The organism is Streptomyces sp. NPDC029138 (genome assembly GCF_055564375.1).
In genome coordinates, this window is the sequence record NZ_JBVHWM010000045.1 from 32825 (window position 1) to 52752 (window position 19928).

At 68.3% G+C, this 19928-nt stretch carries 17 protein-coding genes and 3 pseudogenes; 10 read left to right on the plus strand and 10 right to left on the minus strand.

Annotated features, from left to right (window positions below; all coding sequences use genetic code 11):
* Positions 1-45: 45 nt before the first annotated feature.
* From ACZ4WH_RS28940 to ACZ4WH_RS28950, 3 genes are all read right to left on the minus strand, one after another.
* Positions 46-618, minus strand: coding sequence for a hypothetical protein (locus ACZ4WH_RS28940; RefSeq protein WP_468185963.1), 573 nt, complete (start codon positions 616-618; stop codon positions 46-48).
* A gap of 265 nt (positions 619-883) precedes the next feature.
* Positions 884-1225 carry an SsgA family sporulation/cell division regulator gene (locus ACZ4WH_RS28945; protein WP_468185966.1) on the minus strand — a complete coding sequence of 114 codons (342 nt, stop codon included), beginning with the start codon at positions 1223-1225 and terminating at the stop codon, positions 884-886.
* A 179-nt stretch (positions 1226-1404) separates the two neighbouring features.
* Positions 1405-1893: a DUF308 domain-containing protein gene (locus ACZ4WH_RS28950; protein ID WP_468185969.1), complete on the minus strand. Its 489-nt coding sequence runs from the start codon at positions 1891-1893 to the stop codon at positions 1405-1407.
* A gap of 674 nt (positions 1894-2567) precedes the next feature.
* On the opposite strand from ACZ4WH_RS28950, the gene ACZ4WH_RS28955 reads away from it, so the two are divergent.
* The 3 genes from ACZ4WH_RS28955 to nicT all read left to right on the plus strand — a co-directional run bounded on the left by ACZ4WH_RS28955 (position 2568) and on the right by nicT (position 7850).
* Positions 2568-5417, plus strand: coding sequence for a LuxR C-terminal-related transcriptional regulator (locus tag ACZ4WH_RS28955; protein WP_468185971.1), 2850 nt, complete (start codon positions 2568-2570; stop codon positions 5415-5417).
* 153 nt (positions 5418-5570) lie between these two features.
* On the plus strand, positions 5571-6605 hold the full coding sequence (locus ACZ4WH_RS28960) for a DUF4331 family protein (RefSeq protein WP_468185973.1): 1035 nt from the start codon (positions 5571-5573) through the stop codon (positions 6603-6605).
* A gap of 108 nt (positions 6606-6713) precedes the next feature.
* Positions 6714-7850, plus strand: coding sequence for a Nickel transporter NicT (nicT, locus tag ACZ4WH_RS28965; RefSeq protein ID WP_468185976.1), 1137 nt, complete (start codon positions 6714-6716; stop codon positions 7848-7850).
* A 12-nt stretch (positions 7851-7862) separates the two neighbouring features.
* On the opposite strand, the gene ACZ4WH_RS28970 is transcribed toward nicT, so the two are convergent.
* Positions 7863-8309, minus strand: a complete 447-nt coding sequence (locus tag ACZ4WH_RS28970; RefSeq protein WP_468185979.1) for a hypothetical protein — start codon at positions 8307-8309, stop codon at positions 7863-7865.
* 451 nt (positions 8310-8760) lie between these two features.
* Here ACZ4WH_RS28970 and ACZ4WH_RS28975 point away from each other — a divergent pair.
* A pseudogene (locus tag ACZ4WH_RS28975) lies at positions 8761-9611 on the plus strand (methyltransferase).
* Positions 9612-9713: 102 nt separating this feature from the next.
* On the opposite strand, the pseudogene ACZ4WH_RS28980 reads toward ACZ4WH_RS28975, so the two are convergent.
* The 4 genes and pseudogenes from ACZ4WH_RS28980 to ACZ4WH_RS28995 all read right to left on the minus strand — a co-directional run.
* A pseudogene (locus ACZ4WH_RS28980) lies at positions 9714-10357 on the minus strand (helix-turn-helix domain-containing protein); the annotation flags it as partial.
* Between the two features lie 177 nt (positions 10358-10534).
* On the minus strand, positions 10535-10786 hold the full coding sequence (locus tag ACZ4WH_RS28985) for a hypothetical protein (protein ID WP_468185981.1): 252 nt from the start codon (positions 10784-10786) through the stop codon (positions 10535-10537).
* A gap of 123 nt (positions 10787-10909) precedes the next feature.
* A pseudogene (locus ACZ4WH_RS28990) lies at positions 10910-11199 on the minus strand (hypothetical protein); the annotation flags it as partial.
* On the minus strand, positions 11129-11536 hold the full coding sequence (locus tag ACZ4WH_RS28995) for a hypothetical protein (protein ID WP_468185983.1): 408 nt from the start codon (positions 11534-11536) through the stop codon (positions 11129-11131). The gene ACZ4WH_RS28995 and the pseudogene ACZ4WH_RS28990, both read right to left, overlap by 71 nt.
* 603 nt (positions 11537-12139) lie before the next feature.
* On the opposite strand from ACZ4WH_RS28995, the gene ACZ4WH_RS29000 reads away from it, so the two are divergent.
* The 5 genes from ACZ4WH_RS29000 to ACZ4WH_RS29020 all read left to right on the plus strand — a co-directional run bounded on the left by ACZ4WH_RS29000 (position 12140) and on the right by ACZ4WH_RS29020 (position 16682).
* On the plus strand, positions 12140-12313 hold the full coding sequence (locus ACZ4WH_RS29000) for a hypothetical protein (RefSeq protein WP_468185986.1): 174 nt from the start codon (positions 12140-12142) through the stop codon (positions 12311-12313).
* Positions 12314-13149: 836 nt separating this feature from the next.
* Entirely contained in the window at positions 13150-14265 is a 1116-nt protein-coding gene (locus ACZ4WH_RS29005; protein WP_468185988.1) for a bifunctional DNA primase/polymerase, read from the plus strand.
* Positions 14262-15782, plus strand: coding sequence for a DNA primase family protein (locus ACZ4WH_RS29010; protein WP_468185991.1), 1521 nt, complete (start codon positions 14262-14264; stop codon positions 15780-15782). Before ACZ4WH_RS29005 ends, ACZ4WH_RS29010 begins: the two co-directional genes overlap by 4 nt.
* Positions 15779-16180: a DUF6009 family protein gene (locus ACZ4WH_RS29015; protein ID WP_468185993.1), complete on the plus strand. Its 402-nt coding sequence runs from the start codon at positions 15779-15781 to the stop codon at positions 16178-16180. The genes ACZ4WH_RS29010 and ACZ4WH_RS29015 overlap by 4 nt, the downstream gene beginning before the upstream one ends.
* Before the next feature lie 160 nt (positions 16181-16340).
* Complete coding sequence (locus ACZ4WH_RS29020; protein WP_468185996.1) at positions 16341-16682, plus strand: histone-like nucleoid-structuring protein Lsr2; 342 nt, start codon at positions 16341-16343, stop codon at positions 16680-16682.
* 24 nt (positions 16683-16706) lie between these two features.
* Here ACZ4WH_RS29020 and ACZ4WH_RS29025 read toward each other — a convergent pair whose 3' ends face one another.
* Positions 16707-18203 carry an MFS transporter gene (locus ACZ4WH_RS29025; RefSeq protein ID WP_468185999.1) on the minus strand — a complete coding sequence of 499 codons (1497 nt, stop codon included), beginning with the start codon at positions 18201-18203 and terminating at the stop codon, positions 16707-16709.
* 409 nt (positions 18204-18612) lie between these two features.
* Between ACZ4WH_RS29025 and fdhD the strand changes: the two genes are divergently transcribed.
* On the plus strand, positions 18613-19440 hold the full coding sequence (gene fdhD, locus ACZ4WH_RS29030; protein WP_468186001.1) for a formate dehydrogenase accessory sulfurtransferase FdhD: 828 nt from the start codon (positions 18613-18615) through the stop codon (positions 19438-19440).
* Here fdhD and ACZ4WH_RS29035 read toward each other — a convergent pair.
* Positions 19336-19872 (minus strand): hypothetical protein, encoded by a 537-nt coding sequence (locus ACZ4WH_RS29035; RefSeq protein WP_468186003.1) that lies wholly within the window; start codon positions 19870-19872, stop codon positions 19336-19338. The two genes, fdhD and ACZ4WH_RS29035, sit on opposite strands and share 105 nt — an antisense overlap.
* Positions 19873-19928 lie beyond the last annotated feature (56 nt).

The following is a 19928-nucleotide window of genomic DNA, read 5'->3' on the forward strand; positions in this document are numbered from 1 at the left end:
CCCTGGGAGGGGGCATGGTCCCCACGGCCCGTGGCGCGGGCGGCCTCAGCCGTCGGCCGAAGAACGGCCGGCGGGGGCGCCCTCACCGGTGTCGATTCCCGCCGGGTCCTCCCCGGGGTTCTTCTCGAGACTCATGTAGAACACCGAGTGCCCCTGCTTGAGCCGCTGCGCGCTGCTCCGGGCGACGAGCCCCTCCAGCGTGGTGCGCACCACGGTCGTCTTGATGACGCGGTCCGGGTGCGCCTCGCTCAGCGCGGCCGCGACCTCCGCCGCGGAACACGGCTCCGACTGCTCCGCGAGGTACCTCCGGATCAGGGCCACCAGAGTCGGTGTCTGCTGCTTCCTCCTCGTGGCGCCCGGCGCGGAGACGGGGGGCAGGTCATAGCCCTGAGAGGGGGACGCCATGCGGACCTGTTGCAGGGGGATGCCACTTTCCAGGGCCTGCTGCATGGTCGCGAGCACAGTGTGGTCGCGTTGCAGGGTCAGCAGACGAGCCTGAAGTGTTTCGATCTCACTTCGGACCCTGTCCTGTTCCTGCACATTCTCTTCGAGGTCTCTTGTGAGCTGGGAACTGTAATGCGTCAGCAGCTCAGTGGTGGTCAGCTCGGCGTCAGGCATGCCGCGGACCCTCCTTGGTTCGGCTCTGGGACGAAGGCTCTATGTCGATGTGTGTCATGCGGTTACTGAGGGGGCGTGTCTCAGGCGCTCCCACAGATACTACGCCTCGTCTCATTGGCTGGGCTGACCGGTCGTGCCGCGGACTGTGTTACCACCGCACGAAAGTGAACCGAGCGCCTGTTCCCCTAAGTCAACTCACTGACTGGCCACGACGCCCGCAGTAATGAACTGACATCGCTTGTCGATAGGTGAATCCCGGACCACGTCACTGGATCAGTTGCGCCAGCTCGTCCCAGTCCACGTCCGCCATCTCCCGGCCGCGCGGGACCAGGTCGTAGCAGCCGGCGAGCCACTGGGCGACCGGCTGAGCCGGCACCTCGAAGAGCGCAGTATGGCCGGTACAAGCGTTCCCCACCTGTATCCACAGGAAGCGCCGACCCTCGCAGTGGACCGGCCACATCTCCACGTCTCCGTGACCGGATCTGGCGGTGAGACCTTCTGTCAGCAAGTCGCGGGCGAACACCCACCGCACCGGATACTCCCCCTCGGAGTCGAAGATCAGGGTGACGGCGAGGGGATCACCGGAGTCGAACGAGAACTCACACATAATCGGCACGGGAAGGCGCCGGGCGATCCAGTGAGTGATCTGAACCCTGAGGTGGCACTTCGTCATTTGAAACCTCCTGAAGACCGACTGACTCGCCCGCCGCACCGCGCCGGGAATCGCCTTGTACGACAAAGTGAATCGCCCACACGAAAAATCATGTGTTACAGCGAACCGCTTATTCAGTGCAGTGGGCGCAGCACCCCGCTGCGGCGGCGAGAGGCGCCGATCGCCTCCACCAGACCGGTAAGAACCAGGGCAAAACCGGCAAGGTAGGCGAGTTGGTCGAGGGATGAGAAGGGAAAGGCGGTCATGAAAAGGCCCACCGAGACGATCAGCGCATTCAGCAGGTCGTCGTAGGCGACCACGTGACTGACCGAGGACGGCATCATCGACACCGCCATGGTGAAGCCACGAAGGAGCAGACCGAAACCCGTCCACAGGCCCAGCAGGAACACGGAGTCGGCGTGGCCGCGGAAGAAGGAGACCGCCAGGAACAGGACGAGGAGCCCGCCGGCGCTCAGGAGCCAACGCACGGGGCGCGGCACCCTCGCCTCCTGTGCGGCGAACAGCTGGAGCACGCCCTGTGCAGCGAACTGCACCCCGAAGACGATCCCCATGGTGGTCCGGGTCAGTCCCGGGGTCACCATCAGGGTGGTGCCGACGCTCACGGAGATCAGGGCTCCAGCCAGCCTGGCGGCGCGGCGGCGTACCCGGAAACCGCGGACCGCGCTCACCATCGCCCGGTGAGGAACAGTCTGGTCCTCGAACCGCGCGGTTTGCAGCTGTGCCATCTGTTCACTTCCCGTTTCTCCAGGCCGTCCGCGAGCAGCGCATCCGGCAGGGTCCTCATCGTGTCGCCGGTCCCGCCGGCCACCATCCGTTGTCGATAGTCAGTTTCGCGACCGGTCCGCCGCCCCGGCTGTAGTGCGACCTCGACACCGCCCACGGGACATCCCGGCGCTCGGCCTGGGGTGGACCCCACAGCCGGGTGGGCGGACCTGCGACGACGCCCGCGCCGTACGCTGCCCGCGGCACCCGGCGCGGGCGACGGCGAGCCCGCTGCGGAGCCGTCATGTGGGGTTGTCCCGACATCTGCCCTGGGGAGCGCCCGGACCACTTCTCAGGCGCTCTCGACAGCCAGACGGACTGGGGACTGCCCACTATGTCTGATGACGCGGGGAAGGCCACACCCCGGTAGGGGAACCGCGGCCTTGTACCCGATCGGCGGGCTACGGGGGTACGTGTACCCGTCCTGCCATCGGTTGCCGGCTCCCCCGGCACTGACGCCTTGCGGCTTCGCGCCCCCGTCGGTCGCAGTGAACACGGACCCCTGGAGGTTGCCTTGAGCCAGGCGATTGAGACCCTGTGGACGATGTCCGGCGCCGTCGCCGAGGCGGCCTCGTTCCCCGTACGCGGGCGCAGAGCGGAACAGGAGCGGCTCACCCAGTGGGTACGCCGGCATGTGCACCGCAACGGCGGCGGAGTCCTGTGGATCGAGGGACCGGCCGGAGCGGGAAAGTCCCGCATCCTGGCCTGTGCCGGGAACGAAGCGGCTCTGGCCGGGGCACGGGTGCTCACGGGAGCCGCGATGGCTCGCGGGCAGGTGACTCCCCTGGCTCCACTGCTGGACGCCCTCACCGTCGAGCCCGACGACTTCGCCCACGGACCGAGCGCCGGCGCGGAGCAGGAGGACACCTCCTACTGGCTGCTGCGGAAGGTCGCCGGCCGTCTGCGTGAACTCACCCGCGAGCGGCCGGTCGTCCTGCTCGTCGACGACGTGCACGACTGCGACGACCTGACCCTGCTGGCCGTGCGCACGCTCACGGTGCAGCTCGCCGGCCTTCCGCTGCTGTGGGTGCTCGCCTCACGGACGCACCCGGACGCACCGGCCGTGCGGGCACTGCGCCGGGACCTGTTCACGAGACAAGCGACCCAGCTCGAGCTGCCCCCGCTCGCCCCCGACGCGGTCCGGCAGATGACACAGGACCTTCTGGGCCCGCAGGCCGCCGTAGCGGCGCCCTTCCTGTCCTACCTCGACGGACTCCCGGGAACGGTGAGGCAGTTGTGCGCGCACCTCCAGGAGGTCTCCCCCGTCGCGCAGTACCCGCCGGCCGGGACGGACGACGTGCGGGAGGTGGTCAACTGGCTGGTCACCCGCCGTCTCGACCAGCTCTCCGAGGACGGGCGGGAGCTGGTGCTGATCGCCTCGGCGTTGGGCGACACGTTCACCGTCCAGCATCTGTCCCAGGTGCTGGACCGACCGGAACCCGCACTGCTCGCGCCCATGCGTGAGGCCCTGTCCGCTCAGCTGCTGAGGGCGGGAGACGACCGCTTGTCCTTTCCCCACGCGCCACTGCGCGAGGCGGTCGCGGCAACGCTGCCCCGGCCCATACGCCTCTCCGTCCGCAGGCGCTCGGTCGAGGTCCGGGCGAGGGCGGGCGTGCCCATCGTGTCGCTGGCCGCCGAGCTGATCGACATCGCCGAGCCCGGGGACGCCTGGGCGGGACGCATCCTGCGGCAGGCCGCGCAGGAGCTGGCTTTCGTCGCACCGGCCACCGCGGCCCGGTATCTCCAACATGCCATGGAGATCACCACGGGGCTGTGCCCCGAGCGTCAGCGCCTCTCGGTGGAGCTCATTCCCTTGCTGTGGCAGGCCGGTGAGATCGCCGAGGCTCGTGATCTGGCTCGCGGCGTCGTCCGGACGCCGCCCGATCCCGTCGCCCACGCACAAGCCTGCCTGGAACTGGCCCGCATGGGCAGCCAGTTCCACCTCCCGCAACCTGACGCCCACGTCCGCCACGTCCATCGCCGGCGTGACGTCCCGGTTGCGCTCAAAGACCAGTTGCTGTCGATGACCATGCTCAACCGTCTGCTCACCGGCGATGCCGACGAGGCCGGCGGCGCCGTGACAGAGGCCCTCATGCGGACGCGCGGTGTGCACCCCGTCAGTGAACTGACGCACCGGACCCTACAGTCGATCAGCGCCGTTCACCGGCACCATTGGGCGGAGGCGATCAAGCACAGCGACGCGGCCACGGCGGGCGTCGCGCAACTCGACCACGGCCGCGCAGCCGACCTTCCCGAGGTGGCCCTCGCCACCAGTTGGCGCGCCTCCCTGCTGAGTGCGACCGGAGACGACCGGGGCGCGCTGGACCTGGTGGAGGCGGCGGCCGAAGAAGCCGAACAGCGAGGCCGACGGGCGCTCACACCCCTGTGGCGGACCACTCGGGCCCGCCTACTGCTGGACACCGGGCAGTTGGCGGCCGCGGCACAGGAACTGGCGGCCGCCGAGGACGCCACCGCGGCCACCGGACTGTCCTTCACCGGGGAGCCCGCGGCGCTGTGCACCAGGGCGCGGGTGGCCTTCCACCTCGACGACGACGCGGGGGTCGAGGCCTGCGCGGCACGAGCCGAAGAGTTCCTGTCGAGCACCGAGCCGCAGCAGCGCCGGGTCGGTGCATGGATCATCGTGATCACCGCGGCCTATCGAGAGAGGGAACTGACGGAACGTCAACTATTGAGCGCAAAGGCGCACTTGATGCGCGGGTACGTTCACGCGGCCGGTATCGATCCCGGGGACGCGGTCACGCTCGTCCGTGTCGCGCTGGACTCCGGACTGCGTGAAGTCGCCGCGTCCATCGTGGAGTTCACCGAGCAACGGGCGCAACGCAACGCGCGCTTCCCGCTCTTCGAGGCGACGGCCAGGCATGCACGAGGACTCCTGGACGGTGACCAGAACAGGCTCATGGAGGCGGCCGAGCGCTACGGGAACACGCGACCGCTGCTCAGGTCGCAGGCGTGGGAGGACGTCGGCGCGCTGATGACATCGGCCGATCCCTCCGAGGCACGGGCCTGCTTCGGGCGGGCACTGGAGGGGTACGAGGCATGCGGCGCGGAGCGTGACAGCCGGCGCACGCGCAGCCGGTTGCGCAAGCTGGGCATCAAGCCCACCGCGGCCGGCGGCGCACCGGACGCCGGGTGGCGCGGACTGACTCCCTCGGAACTGGGCGTCGTACGGCTGATCGCTCGTGGGGCGACCAACCGGCAGGCGGCGGAACGGCTGTTCCTTTCACCACACACAGTGAACACCCACCTACGTCATGCCTTCGAGAAGCTCGGCGTCCGGTCCCGGGTCCAGCTGGCCCGCCTCTACCTGCGGGAAGTGGACCAGCCCGCCGATGTGTCCTCCTGACCTGCACGGCACCGCCGACGAAGGACTTGTCGGGTAAACCCCACACGAGCCGTGTGGGTGGCGCTCAACCGACTCTGGAGCCGTCTCGACAGATTGCGGTCCGTGATCTCAGCAGACTGTGGACCACGGCTTCGACACGAAAGCGAGAGCACCATGTCCCATCACCTCGACTCCCCCATCGCCCGCCAGGACCCGCGCCTGGACATCACGGACCTGTACGTGTTCCGGGGGGAACAGGGCACCGTGTTCGTCACGGACCACAGTCACTCGCTGGCCGGCGAGGACATCCCCCGTGGCCTGCACCCCGAGGGCAAGTACGAGTTCAAGATCGATTCCAATGGCGACGCGGTCGAGGATGTCACCTACCGCTTCACGTTCGCCGAGGCCGACACGAACGGCGTCCAGACCTACGAAGTACGCCGACTGGCAGGGCCCGACGCGCAGGACGACTTCGCCGAGGGCACGGTCATCGGGCGGGGCCGCACCGGCGAGACCCTGGAGCTGCCCGGCGGCAGCCGCGCCTGGGTCGGCAAGGCGGGTGACCCCTTCTGGATCGAGCCGGACGTGCTGCACGCCGTCGGCCACGCCTTCCAGGACGGGACCAAGGTCGACCTGTCCGCCTGGGACTCCCAGCGCGCGGCGAACCTCTTCGCGGGACACACCGTGTACTCGATCGTCCTGGAGGTCGCCGACGAGGAGCTGCTGCCCATCGCCGGTGAGGACCGCAAGATCGACATATGGGCCGTCGCCTCCCTGGCCACGGACGCCGGCGGCTGGCGTCCGATCAACCGGGCCGGCCTGCCGATGATCCACCCGCTCTTCACCCAGTACAACGAGACCCTCGGCGACCAGCTCAACGAGAACGTACCGAGCCAGGACGTCGAGCTGTACGGCAAGGCCCTCACCGAGTCGGTCGCCGGTGTGGTCCGCGCCTACGGCACGGCCGAGGATCCCGAGGCCTACGCCAAGACGGTCGTGGACCGGATTCTCCCCAACGTCCTGCCGTATGTGGTCGGCACCCCGGCCTCGTACGGGTTCGCGCAGTGGAACGGGCGCACCCTCACGGACAACGCGCCGGACGTGATGTTCTCCTTCGCCAGCAACACCCCGGTGACCCTGGGCATCGGCAAGGAGTCGATCACCGCGAAGCCGTCGCAGACCTTCCCGTACGTGCCGCCGGCGGCCTGACGGTCTGAACGCACCGAGCCGTGCGGACCTGGAGCAGGTCCGCACGGCTCTTTTCATGAGCGCGTCCCGGCGCCCGGCCGCGCCCGCACCCACGGAAGAGGAACCACCATGTCCGCTCCCACTCTGAGGCCACTCTCCTCCCCCGGCCGACTGTCCACAGTCCGCCGCTCGTTGACGAAGGCCGAGTGGTCGCGCCTGGGGGCCGTCTTCGCCTTCATCACCGCGTTGCACATCATCGGCTGGGGCATCCTCGTCAGCGTCGTGGCTCCCCACCACTTCACCGTGGGGCAGAAGAGCTTCGGCGTGGGCATAGGCGTCACCGCCTACGTCCTCGGGATGCGGCACGCCTTCGACGCCGACCACATCGCGGCCATCGACAACACGACCCGGAAGCTGATGAACTCCGAGAAACGGCCCCTGTCGGTCGGCTTCTGGTTTTCCCTGGGGCACTCCAGCGTCGTGTTCGCCCTCTCCCTCCTCCTGGCGTTCGGGATCAAGGGCCTCGCCGGCCCGCTTCAGGACGACAACTCCACACTGCACACTCTGACGAGCTGGATCGGCACCCTGGTCTCCGGGGCGTTCCTGTATGTCATCGCCGTCATCAACCTCCTTGCCCTGGCAGGCATCTGGAGGGTCTTCCGAGGCATGCGCTGCGGACGCTACGACGAGACAGAGCTGGAGGAGCACCTCAACAAACGGGGCTTCCTCAATCGCCTACTGGGCACCTTGATGAAGTCGATCACCCGCCCCTGGCAGATGTACCCGTTGGGCCTGCTGTTCGGGCTCGGCTTCGACACGGCGACAGAGATCGCCCTGCTGGTCCTCGCCGGCTCGGGCGCCGCCTCCGGCCTGCCCTGGTACGCCATCCTCTGCCTGCCCGTCCTGTTCGCGGCCGGGATGTCCCTGCTGGACACCATCGACGGCACCTTCATGAACTTCGCCTACGGCTGGGCATTCTCCAACCCGGTCCGCAAGGTCTACTACAACCTCACCGTCACCGGCCTGTCCGTCGCCGTCGCCCTCCTCATCGGCACAGCCGAACTGCTCGGCCTACTCGCCGAGAAGCTGCACCTGCGCGGCGCGTTCTGGGACCGGATCTCCGGTCTCGACCTCAACACGGTCGGCTTCGTCATCGTCGGCCTGTTCTTCGCCACCTGGGCCGTCGCCCTGCTCGTCTGGAAATACGCGGGCGTGGAGGAGCGGTGGAGCCGGAGCGGGGCACGGCGGCGCGTCCCGGCGGAGTGAACCACCATCTGTCTAGTCCAATGAATCGCTGTCGGCGTCGCGGGCCTGTCCACCGCGTGGCAACGCGGAACTGAAGATCTCCAGAAGATCAGTCGGCATGCGATAGCCCTGCACCTTCCCGAAGCCCGGCCCCACCGGACTGACAGGAGCACGCATCCCCTCAGGCCACCAGCCCAGGCGGACCCCACGCTCCAGCGTCTGCTTCAACGCTCCGGCATGGCCACGCAGACTCGCGTCAGGAGTGAGGCGCAATGCGTCGGCGGAGACGAAGCCGTCGCCCGCCACAACACCCTGGACGATCCGGCGAGCCCGTCCGGGCAGCGCCTCATAGAAGCGCGCCGCGCGCTGGACATCCCAGTCCATGTCCATCCGCACCTGGTCGGCGTGCTTCGCCAGCAGCACCAACAGGTCCCTCTGGAACTCTCCGCTGGGCTCCTTGACGGTCAGGATGATCTCCATCGTTACACCCGTCTCTTCGTCTCATCTCGTTTATTCACGTTTATTGTAACGGGTAGCTCATCTTGCGAACAGCAGAACCGCGCTGGAGCGGCCATCGCCGTCTCTGACGCCCTCCGGAGGGGGGATGCGAGGCCGACGAAGCCGCGCATTATTACGCCGTAATAGCCAGAGGCCCGGCTGGTAGCCGACGAGTACTGAAGACCGCTGTTGGCCGCCTGACCAGGAGCGCGCTATTACGCCGTAATAGCTCTGACTGAGGGCCGCGCTGCTCGTAGACTCCTGGTGTGGCATTCATGAGCACCCCGCACTGCTGCTTCCTGTGATCGGAAGACATCGAGGGCGACGCCTGGTGGCGGCGCCCTCCTTGGTGTGCCTGCTGCGTGAACCAGGGTGAGTTCTGAGCGCATGCACAGGCACGGTCTCTTCCCCTCATCCTTGCCAGGAGTGCCTCGTGCCCATGTCGCTTCCCCCTGCCCTCGAACCGTTCCTCGACTTGCTGCGCTGCCCGACGTGTCGCACGCACCGCCTGTACCCTGACCGCGGCGCCCTGCGCTGCCCGACGGGGCACACCTTCGACATCGCCCGTCACGGCTACGCCAGCCTGCTGACGGGCACCCGTGCCATCAGCGGCGATGACTCGGCCATGGCCCAGGCCCGGGACAGATTTCTGTCGACCGGCACATACGCGCCCATCCGCAAAGTCGTGGCTCGCCTGGCAGCCGGCTCCGCGCCTGAGCGAGCCACGGTGGTGGACGTCGGGTGTGGCACGGGCTACTACCTGGCCGGCGTGCTCAACCAGTTGCCGGGCGCCCATGGCCTGGGGCTGGACACCTCAGTGCGGGCACTGCGCGCGGCGGCTCGGGCCCATGATCGAGCCGCCGCGGCGGCTTGGGATGTCTTCCGTCCTTTTCCGCTTGCCGACGGGGTGGTCGATGTCGTGTTGGACGTGTTCGCTCCACGCAACCCGGCTGAGTTCCACCGAGTGCTGCGCTCGACCGGCCGACTGATTGTGGTCCGCCCTACCAGGCGACACCTGGCCGAGCTGCGCGGCCGGGTGCCTGCGATGGTCACGATCGACCCGGACAAGGAACAGCGCCTGCACCGGGCGCTGAATCCCTTCTTCGAGGCCGCCGTTACCGAACAGGTCGACTACACCGTGCACCTGACCCGGCAGCAGGTCCTCGCCCTACTGGGGATGACACCAAGCGCACGCCACCTGAACCGTGCAGACCTGGCCGGGACGGTCTTCTGCCCAACCAGGTCACCGTCTCGATACTGGCCACCGCCTACCAGGCTCGGTGACCCGAGCGGGCAGATGTGCCTGCTCCATCACTCGCCGATAGGTGCCCACCCTGGGGCCGGGCCTGCTTGCGCTAGTGCTGTGACCACATAGGTTCACCGGGTTCAGGCTGTAGTTTCGAGAGGGCGTCCGCCCCAGCGGATGCCCTTCTCGCTTCGGATGCGGGCACGTTCTTCAGCGGCCCGAAGTGGGCCTCGACGGGGCTCGCCCAAGAGGCGTAGGTCGGGGTGAAGCACAACTCGACCTTGTTCTTCTTCGCCCAGCAGTGGATGTCGGCGCCCCTGTGGACGGACAGGTTGTCCGGGACCACGTAGATGGGGGCGCCATCAATCCGGGCTGACCGGATCGGCTTCAGCGCGGCCAGGGGGGGCGGCACCCTTTCTGCGGCGGTTGACGCCCCACAAGCGGTCGTCGCCGATGGAGTAGCGGCCGTGGAAGTACCGCACCCCGTGGGTGCGGTGGTAGGTGGCCAGCAGTCGGTCGGGGTGTTTGCGTGCGGCCCAGGTGATGCCGTGGCGGGCGAGCAGGCCCCGTAACGCCTCACGGCCGATGAGGATCACCCGGCCGTGCACTTTCCGCAGGTAGGCGACGAGCTTGCGCAGGGACCAGCGGGGGAGGGGCTGGCCCAGTTCGGGGGGCGGGTGGTGGCCGTCTGGACGACGAAGTCTTCCTCGTCAGGGCTGAGTTCGCGGGGACGGCCTCCCGCCCACCGAGGGTCCAGGCAGGACAGGCCGATCTCGTTGAACCGCGGTCGGTCAGTCTGCGCGCACGGACAGGCTCGGCCACCGTGCCTCCAGCAGTCGGGATCGGACGTCACCACGCATCCAACCGCCGGAGCAGCCGACCGTTCCCAGTCAGAGCACTACTTCTCGCGCAGGTTCTCGACCTCGGCGGCCAGCACTGCCATCTTGCGCACGTGCGTGTACTACCTGCTCGCGTACTCGTTGTCGATCACCGGGAGGATCTTGCCGAACACGGTCGCCAGCCGCGTGAGGGCTGCGCGGTGCTGTTCGGTGAGAGGTCCTTTGAGAACGCTCGTCGCGTAGCCATAGGCGTCCGCGTCGAGCATCACCATGTCCTGATCCTCGATGTCCAGACCGCGGAAGCCGGGCAGGAACGGCATGGCCATGTGCTCGGCCGTCATCCGTGAGAGCGCATCCAACTTCTCTTCGAGCATGTCCGCGACCATCCCAGGCACACGCAGGCATCCAGGTACGGTTCACGTCACTGGATCGGACGTCACGGCACATCCGAACGCGCTGCGGACTCAGCCCAGTGAGCCTATGCGGTCACAGCACTAGATGTCGTGATCGTAGCCACGGTCGGCGGACAGCGAGTCCTGCTGGCGGCGGGGACAGCCGACCCGATCGCGGACCGGTGGAATCGCCGGTCCGCAGGACTGCGTGCAGCCCGTGCCAGACACCGGGCCCCGTTCCAGTCCCACACCCGCCGCCAGCACGTCACGCCCGAGCCGGAAACAAGATCCTGCGGCAGCGGTGACTCCAGGCGATCCCACAGTTCATCGGACACGATCCGCGGCGACGTCCCCACACGGGACCAACCGCTCAACACCGTTCTTGGAGCCGACAGCTATTACGGCGTAATAATCGACCGACCACAGTGGGGGAGAGGTAGCCCTCGGCAGGGCTGCTGCCACAATCGGGGGCGACGGCCTCGACGCGGGGTGGAGCCCGTCGCCGCGCCGCCGGCAGTCACGGAGGATCTTGTAACTCTTCCTACGGGAGAAGACTCGCCGCGGGACGATCAGGCCCGTGCTGATGTAGGTGCCGTCACCGAACACGGTCACACCCCCGCAGCGCTCGGCCGGACCGGAGTCCCGCCACGCCTTCACGACCGCGGTCGTCCCGGGCAGCGGACGGGCTGCGGCCATCACGAGTCGGGTCTCCGCGTCCACGATGACCTGCACTGGGCCATGTTCCCGGACCGCCCTCAGCAGCCGACCGAACTGATCATGCGCAGGCCGGTGAACATCTCCACCCACACACGCTCAGCCTCCAACACCCCGCCCATACATGGAAGACGCCCTGATCACGGCCTTCCGCAACACCCTTCGTATGCCGGTGTCGTCTGACGACTGTGCGGGAGATGCTGGGCCCCTGGTCCAACGGAAGGCGAGGGCGAGTCTGTGGCTTTGCATGGCCACACCACTGCCGCACGATCCGCAGGAACGGTCTGCGGCCGGTTCCCCGGTCTCCAAAGTCCGCTTCGCGCGACCCGGATGCCAGCCGTAATCGCCTCGAAGGAGGCTGCTGCGTCACCGGCCTGGCCAGCGGGGGAGGGAGGGCCAGCGCGCGGGGCGTCTGACGCTGGCCACATGGACTCTTGGCTCAGTCTCGTGAGCCCGACCCGGGGCCAACCACCGCCCGCAGACTGGATCGGCCGTGCGCTATGACACCTACGGCAAAAACGACCCCGCCCAGCTGACCGACGCCCCCGACGAGTCCCTGCGACTGTTCGACACCGCCGCACGCGAGGGGACCGTGCCAGCAGGCGCCGTACCGCCGACCGGTTGTCGGCGCTGGACCAGGACAAGGAAGCGCTGCGCCGGTACGTGGGGGCGGCCGAGCGCGGGAACGCCGGGGCGATGAACGCCGCAGCCCTCTGGGAGCGCGACGGCTTCGATGCCACACGGGACCCGGTACAGGCAGCTCGGTGGTTCCTCGTCATGCTCGCGGCTGGTTAGTGGCTGAATGGCCTTCTCCTGACAGGCCCGGTCTCGCACCCTGACCGGCCCCCCAACCGACCCGGTCGTCGAGCGGGCTCCCACTGCGCCAGAACAACCACCAGTGTGGTAAACTTCACCGCTTCTGACTGTGCAGACCGCTCTCGGCATATGACCAAACGAATCACAGCCAGCGGCAGGCAGGCGCATCCGCACAGTGCCCATCGCCCCCTCCGGTTCCTCACTCCCGATCAAGACCGCCCCCATGCCGGGATCAACGACCCGGGAGCCGGTTGGTTACGCCGGACGTGCGGGGGAGCGACTCCAGCGACCGTAGCGACCGGAAACTGAACATGTACCCAGCACGTCACTCCCGGCCCGCCGGCGTTCAGTCGCTGTCCTTGCGGCCCGTCTGCTCCCCGTCTGCCGGGAGCCGGGCAGCAGCGACTGAAGCTCAGCGACTGGGAAACCCCTTCGGTAGCTGGGTCCGCAGTCAAGAAAAGCCCAGGTCAGAGGCAGGGTGCTGTGGTCGGCAGCGACTGAAGCGACCGATGGTTGCCATATATGAAGGGATTATGCGCGTGCGTGTGCGCGTCATAGATAGAAGCCTTCAGTCGCTACAGTCGCTAATTACCCGGGTCCGACCTCTCTGACCTGGGCTTTTCTCAGCGACCCAACAGCAGCGACTGAAGTCGCTCAGTCGCTCGCCCTTCAGTCTCAGTCGCTCTGCGCGGCAGCAGACCCACCCAGTCCGACTTGCCCGCGTCTTCCCAGGTGGGCATTCCATGCTCCCCGCGCTCACGTTCGCTAGTCTGTGTGCGTCACTGGGTAGCTTCGGTCGCTGGTAGGGGGTGCGTATGTCCGCTGAACTGGGCTTTTCCACCAGCGACCCAAACCAGGCCTACCGGGAGCCTTCAGTCGCTGCCTCCGCCCTGGCGACGGCCCGCTGGTGCGCCCGCCGGGGCTGGCCCGTCCATCCTCTGGCTCCTGGGCGTAAGACGCCGGCCGCCAACTGCGCGGCCTGCCGTTCCGCGCCGCACTCCGCAGCGGAGTGCGCCTGTCTCCCGCTCGGCCGCTGGTGCCATGGCTTCCACGCGGCGACGCTGGACCAGCACCGCATCGGCCAGTGGTGGGGTGCCCGCCCGGACTTCGGGGTGGGAGTCGCCTGCGGCCCGGCCAACCTGGTGGTCATCGACATCGACGCCCACGCCGTTCAGCCGCCGGACAGGAACCGCATCCTGCCGGGCATCACCATCGGTGAGCAGGTCGATCTCAGCGGTCTGTCGAACGGGTTCCACACCCTCGCCGTACTCGCGGCGCTCCGCGACCAGGCGAGCCCCGCCGACGACGAGACGACGCTGCGGGTGCGCACCCCGTCGGGGGGGATGCACGTCTGGTACCGGGCCGGGGACTACCGCCGCTGGCAGTGCTCGTCAGGGTCCAGCAAGGGCCGTGCCCTGGCCTGGCAGGTCGATGTGCGTGCGCACGGTGGTTACATCGTTGCCCCGGGCACTGTGACCGACAAGGGAACGTACACTCCCATCGGAAGTGTCCGGGAACCTGCGGAGCTTCCGAAGTGGCTGGAGCAGGAACTGGAGCGGACCGGGCATCTGCCCGCTGCCAACATCCCGGCACCTCGTCCTGTCCCCCCCAGGGCCCAGCAGGCGGTTCTCGCGGCGGGCGGGGGAGCGACCGGTGTCGAAAGGGTGCTGAAAGCTGTCCTGGCGCCCGTGTGGGCGTGCGGGAGGCTGGCGGAGGGTGCCGGCTTCTCGGAGGCCCTCAACCGCGCCGCGTACACCCTCGGAGGCCTGGTGGCGGCCGGACGCGTGACGAAGTCGGAGGCCGAGCACATCCTCACCGAGACCGCCGAGGCAGTCAGGCCCGGACAACGCCGTCGGGCCGAACAGATCATCAGCAGCGGTCTGACGGCCGGCTCCAAACGACCCCTGTACAACGGCGGGGGACACCTGTGACATCGCCGAGCAACCCGAAACTCTTCGACTTCGACCCCGCCGCGGTCGCGGCCCAGATCCGGAGCCAGGTCGCCGTGCCCCTTCCGGCGCAGAACGACTCCGGCCGGGTGAGCGATCCCCGTGTGACCGCCGCGGGGCTGCTTCCCGACACCTTGTCGGACCGAGGCAACGCCAAGCTCTTCGTGAAGCTGTACGCCAATGACTACCGGCACGTCCCGGGAATCGGCTGGTACCGCTGGGACACCACCCGGTGGCAGATCGACGAGGACGACACGGTGCTGTGGGCGGCCGGGGACCTGGCGGAGAACATCGCGATGCAGGACCCCCGGGGTGTGTTCAGCTCGGCGTCCCTCCAGCAGCACCGCAAGCGCGCGCTGTCCACGGCGGGCATCAACGCCATGCTGGCCCAGGCCAAGTCGGCCCCCGGCATGGTGCTCAACGCGGCGCGGCTGGACGCCGACCCGTACGCCCTGTGCACCCCCGACGGGATCGTCGATCTGAAGACCGGGCTCATCAAGGCGCCCGACCCGAACAAGGACTTCCACTCCCGCTCGACCACGGTGGGCCCCCAGCATGTGCCCACCCCCCGGTGGAACCGTTTCCTGACCGACACCTTCGGCGACGACGCCGAGGGAATCGAGATGATCGATTTTCTACAGCTGTTGCTCGGTTATTCCGTCACCGGTGATGTCGGCGGTCAAGTTCTTCCGTTCCTTTTCGGTTCGGGAAAGAACGGTAAGTCGGTTCTTCTGGATGTTCTGATGCGGTTGCTCGGCGATTACGCCGATGCCGCGCCGCCCGGGTTTCTGATGGCCCGCCCCTACGAAGGGCATCCCACAGACCTGGCCGAACTCCACGGCCGTCGTGTCATCGTCTGTTCCGAGGTGAAACCCGGGGACAAGTTCGACGAGGCGCGGGTCAAGCTGCTGACCGGCGGTGACCGGATCAAGGCCCGGCGCATGCGGCAGGACTTCTTCAGTTTCCAGCCCACCCACAAGCTCTGGCTGCTCGGCAACCACCGCCCCGAGGTCGGGACCGGCGGCTTCGCCTTCTGGCGCCGTATGCGGCTCATCCCCTTCGAACGGGTGGTCTCCGACGACCGGAAGATCGACAACCTGGCCGACATCCTCGTCACGGAGGAGGGGCCTGGCATCCTAGGCTGGCTCATCGACGGGGCGCGACGCTATCTGAAGGGCTCCCGCGACCTCACGGGCCCGGAGCGGGTCAGGATCGCCACGAACGCCTACGCTGAGACGGAGGACCACACGGGCCGGTTCTTCGAGGAATGCTGCGTCCTGGCCGCCGACCTCCGCACCGAGCAGACGGGCCTCTACAAGGCGTACAAGGACTGGTGCCACAATGAGGGAGTGCCACCCATGTCTTCTCGTGCCTTCGCCGCACGGGCCCGAGAACTCGTCGGATTGGCGTCGCCGAAGGAGATGATCCTGTCCAACCAGCGGAAGTACTACCCGGGTATCGGTCTGCTCACCGGCGAAGAGAGGGAAGCCGTCGCATGAGCTCCTTGATCACCGAAGACGAGATCAGTCACGAGACGGATCTGGTCTGGTTGGAAGACATCGGACAGCTGGACTACGTTCGGCAGAGTCTCGACCGGCTGCCCACCCGGAGGGGAAGGCCGGCGTATCACCGTGACGGCCGCATGGTGGGATATGCCTGCCTGGGCACCGAGGCGAAGCCGTCGCGCTCCTCGGGGACGTTCAGGCGCCGGGTGTTCTGGCTGCTTCCGCACGACCGCGACAGCGAGCCGGAGGGCCTGTACGCCAAGGGAGCCCCCGCCGAGGCCGTCGATCCCCGCACCCTGTCGGCGCGGGTCAAGGGCTACAAGACGGAGCGCTCCGAGGGCGGACCGCCGTCCAGCGCCATGCAGGAACTCGGGATAACTCTCCCGCTCTGAGAGCGATCACCGGACATGCGAATAACGCCTGTACCAGGGTGTACGTACGGCGTCCTGTTTGGCGTGCGTGGTATCGGCGTATGAGCCTTAACATACTCGGGGGAACTGATTGACCGAGATTTCTGTAGCCGAACCCTGGTTCCTCCGGAGGAGATGCTCAATGGCCCGGGCCACCATCACCATCTACACGGATGACTTGACCGGGGAAACCGGTGACGATATCTCGGCGCATTCGTTCAGCATCGACGGTGTGACTTATGAAATAGACCTGGCTCCCGAGGGTCATCAGAAGCTGCTGGACGCGCTCGCCCCTTTCGTCGAGGCGGGCCGCCGTACCGGTAACCGTGCCCCCGGAGGACGCCGGGCGCCGGTACGGCGTGATGTGTCGAAGGCCGCCCGGGTCAGGGAGTGGGCCAGGAGCCAGGGCATCGAGGTGAACCCCCGGGGGCTGGTCCGGCAGGACATCGTCGACCAGTACGAGGCGGCCGCGGCCGGCCGCTAGGGTGCGGACCGCGGCCGCCTCCGCTCAGCCGTCCGAGGCGGCTTCACCGGAGGACGACTGCGGCGCCGCGGGCCGCCCCTTGCGCCGGTCGGTACGCCAGTCCGTCACCGCGAGGACCAGAGCCGTCAGGATCGCGAGGATGCCCGCGCCCACGGACAGGGCGACCGCGGCGGACGGACCGTCGTGCTCGCCTTTCGCCAGGTAGTACAGCCCCGGCAGGACGGCCGTACCGATGGCGCCGCCCAGCCGCTGGCCCGTCTGGAGCGCGCCGCCCGCGACTCCCGCCATGCGCAGGGGGACCTCGCGCAGGGTCATCGTCACGTTGGGGGAGATGACGAAGCCGCTGCCGATCCCGCTCACCAGGAGCGCCGGTACGACCGCCCAGATCGCGGTGTCCGCCGGGACCAGCCACAGCAGCAGCGCGGTGGCCGTCAGGCCCGCCGCCACCGCGACCAGGCCCAGGACCGTCAGCAGCCGCCCCAGGCGCTCCACGAGCCGGCTGGCCACCACGGCGGCCGCCGCGGAACCGAACGCGAAGGGGGTCACGGCCAGTCCGGACTCCAGCGGTGAATACCCCAGCGCGTCCTGGAAGTAGAGGGCGAACACCAGCCAGATGCCGCTGAAACCCACGAAGTAGACGGTGGCCAGCGCGGCCCCCGCCGCGTACCCGCGGACCCCGCGCATCAACTGCGGCTCCACCAGAGGCTCCAGGCCACGGGCGGAGACACGGCCCTCCCAGCGGGCGAAGCCGTACAGGAGCAGCGCGCCGACGGGGAACAGCCACCACATGCGGCGCAGCCCGCCGGAGTCGGCCTCGACGAGCGGCAGCATCAGCGCGAGGACACCGGCTCCCAGCAGGCCCACCCCGACGAGGTCCAGGTGCCCGTGCTTTCCGGGGGCGGACCTCGGCAGCAGCCGGCGGCCCAGGAGCAGCGCCGCCACACCGATGGGGACGTTGACGTAGAAGATCCACCGCCAGCCGTCCGTGCCCGTGGCCAGGGCGAGGATGATGCCGCCGGTGATGGGGCCGACGGCACTGGAGATGCCCACCGTGGCGCTGAACAGGCCGAAGGCGCGGGCACGTTCGGAGCCCGTGAAGAGCTGCTGGATCAGCGCGGAGTTCTGCGGTGCCAGGAAGCCGGCCGAGACGCCCTGGGCGAGCCGCGCCGCGACGACCATGCCGATGGTGGGGGCGGCGCCGACAGCCGCGCTGCACAGGACGAAGGCGGACAGCGAGACGAGGAAGATCCGCCGGCGGCCCACGGCGTCGCCCAGCCGCCCCGCGACCACCAGGGCGAGCGCGAAGGTGAGCGCGTAGCCCGACACGACCCACTGCACCGACGACGGCTTCGCGCCCAGGTCGCGCTGCATGGACGGCAGGGCCACGGACACGATCGTCACATCCAGCAGGATCATGAAACCGGCGACCAGGGTGACCCAGAGGGCGTGCCACCGGTTGGGGTCCGGTCCGGGGGCCTGCTGCGTGTCCGACTGGGCGCTGGTGCGGGACAGAGGGCTCACCGCGACTCCTTTCACCATTGGTCTCGCAGTGTGCTCCGCGCCCGTGCCATGAGGCATCGCACGAACATGTGCTTCGGGGTGCGCGTTCCGGTCCCTCGGCAAAGGCGCGCACGCCGTCAAATGACGGATGCTCCGGCGGCGGGGGCTGTCTAGGTTGAAGGGGTACGACGCAGTGTTCGCCGTGCTCCACGGGGGAGGCCCAGGGGAGCGATCCCTCGCAGGGTGAGGCAGGCGGTCGTGCGGCAGGCTTCTTACGCCACGACCTCTCCGGCCGAAAAGACCGGCGGTAACCAGTCCGGCAGGTACGCGCGTAAGCGCCGAACGCCCGCTGTCTCACTCCGCGCGGACCTCACAGGAGCACGGCCCAGTGCGTGCGACAAGCCATCCGGACACGGTGAGGACGTCATCGATGGGAAGAGCAGCGGTCGGCCGCAAGGTCGTCAGGGTGCGCCAGGGGAACGTCTCGGCGCGGGCGGACACGGTGGCCGCCGAAGAACCGCTGGAGATCCGGTTGAACGGGGAGGCGCTGGCCATCACGATGCGCACGCCCGGCGACGACTTCGCGCTGGCGGCCGGGTTCCTCGTCAGCGAGGGTGTGCTCGGCTCGGTCGGGGACCTCCGGACCATTACCTACTGTGCGGGTGCCACCGAGGACGGACGCAACACGTACAACGTGGTCGACGTACGGACGGCGGAAGGGGTCGCGCCCGACCGGTTCACGCTGCAACGCAACTTCTACACCACCTCCTCCTGTGGTCTGTGCGGCAAGGCGAGCCTCGACGCCGTACGGACCACCGCGCGCTGGCCGTTGGCCGACGACCCCTCCCTCGCCCTGTCCCCCCAGCTGCTGGCCTCCCTGCCGGAGAGCCTGCGGGAAGGGCAGAAGGTGTTCTCCCGGACCGGTGGACTGCACGCGGCCGGGCTCTTCGACGAACAGGGCACCCTGCTGGATCTCCAGGAGGACGTCGGCCGCCACAACGCGGTCGACAAACTGGTCGGACGGGCGTTCCAGAAGGGCCTGTTGCCGCTGTCCCGGTCCGTGCTGATGGTGTCGGGGCGGGCCTCGTTCGAACTGGTGCAGAAGGCCGTCATGGCCGGCATCCCGGTTCTCGCGGCGGTTTCCGCCCCCTCGTCACTGGCGTGTGACCTCGCCGACGAGGCCGGTATGACGCTCGTCGGCTTTCTGCGCGGTGACTCCATGAACATTTACAGTGGCGAAGGGCGGATTCTGCTCTGACGGCAGCCCGCACGGATCGGCCAGTGGTGGTACGGCGGTCAGAACGCTCCGGCTGCCGTCCTGCTGGACCACCCAGGCGGAACACACGGAGCGGTCCGTCGAAGCCGCCCGTAACACCAGGAAACGCGTGTCCTGCCTGTCCAGGGTGGTGAGGTTCAGCCCGCTGACCGGATACGCGAACAGCTCGTCGAGGTATCCGCGCGCGTAGTCGGGACCCACGGTGTCGCTGCGGAACAGCCGCTCGAACGCGGCGGGGTCATGTGCCCGGACGGCGTTCTCCGCCTCGGTCAGCAACTGGGCCGAGGTCGCTGCCCCGCGGGGGGCCGTGTGTGTGGTCTGCCGCTCGATGAAGTAACAGATCACCGCGAGCCATGCGGCGAAGATGCCGAACACCACCAAGGTCCACGGAATTCTCGGTGTGCGGCCAGGCATGAGGGTCTCTCTCCAGTCGTGTGCGTGGTGGTGAGGAGGCGCGGTCGCTTGAAGCC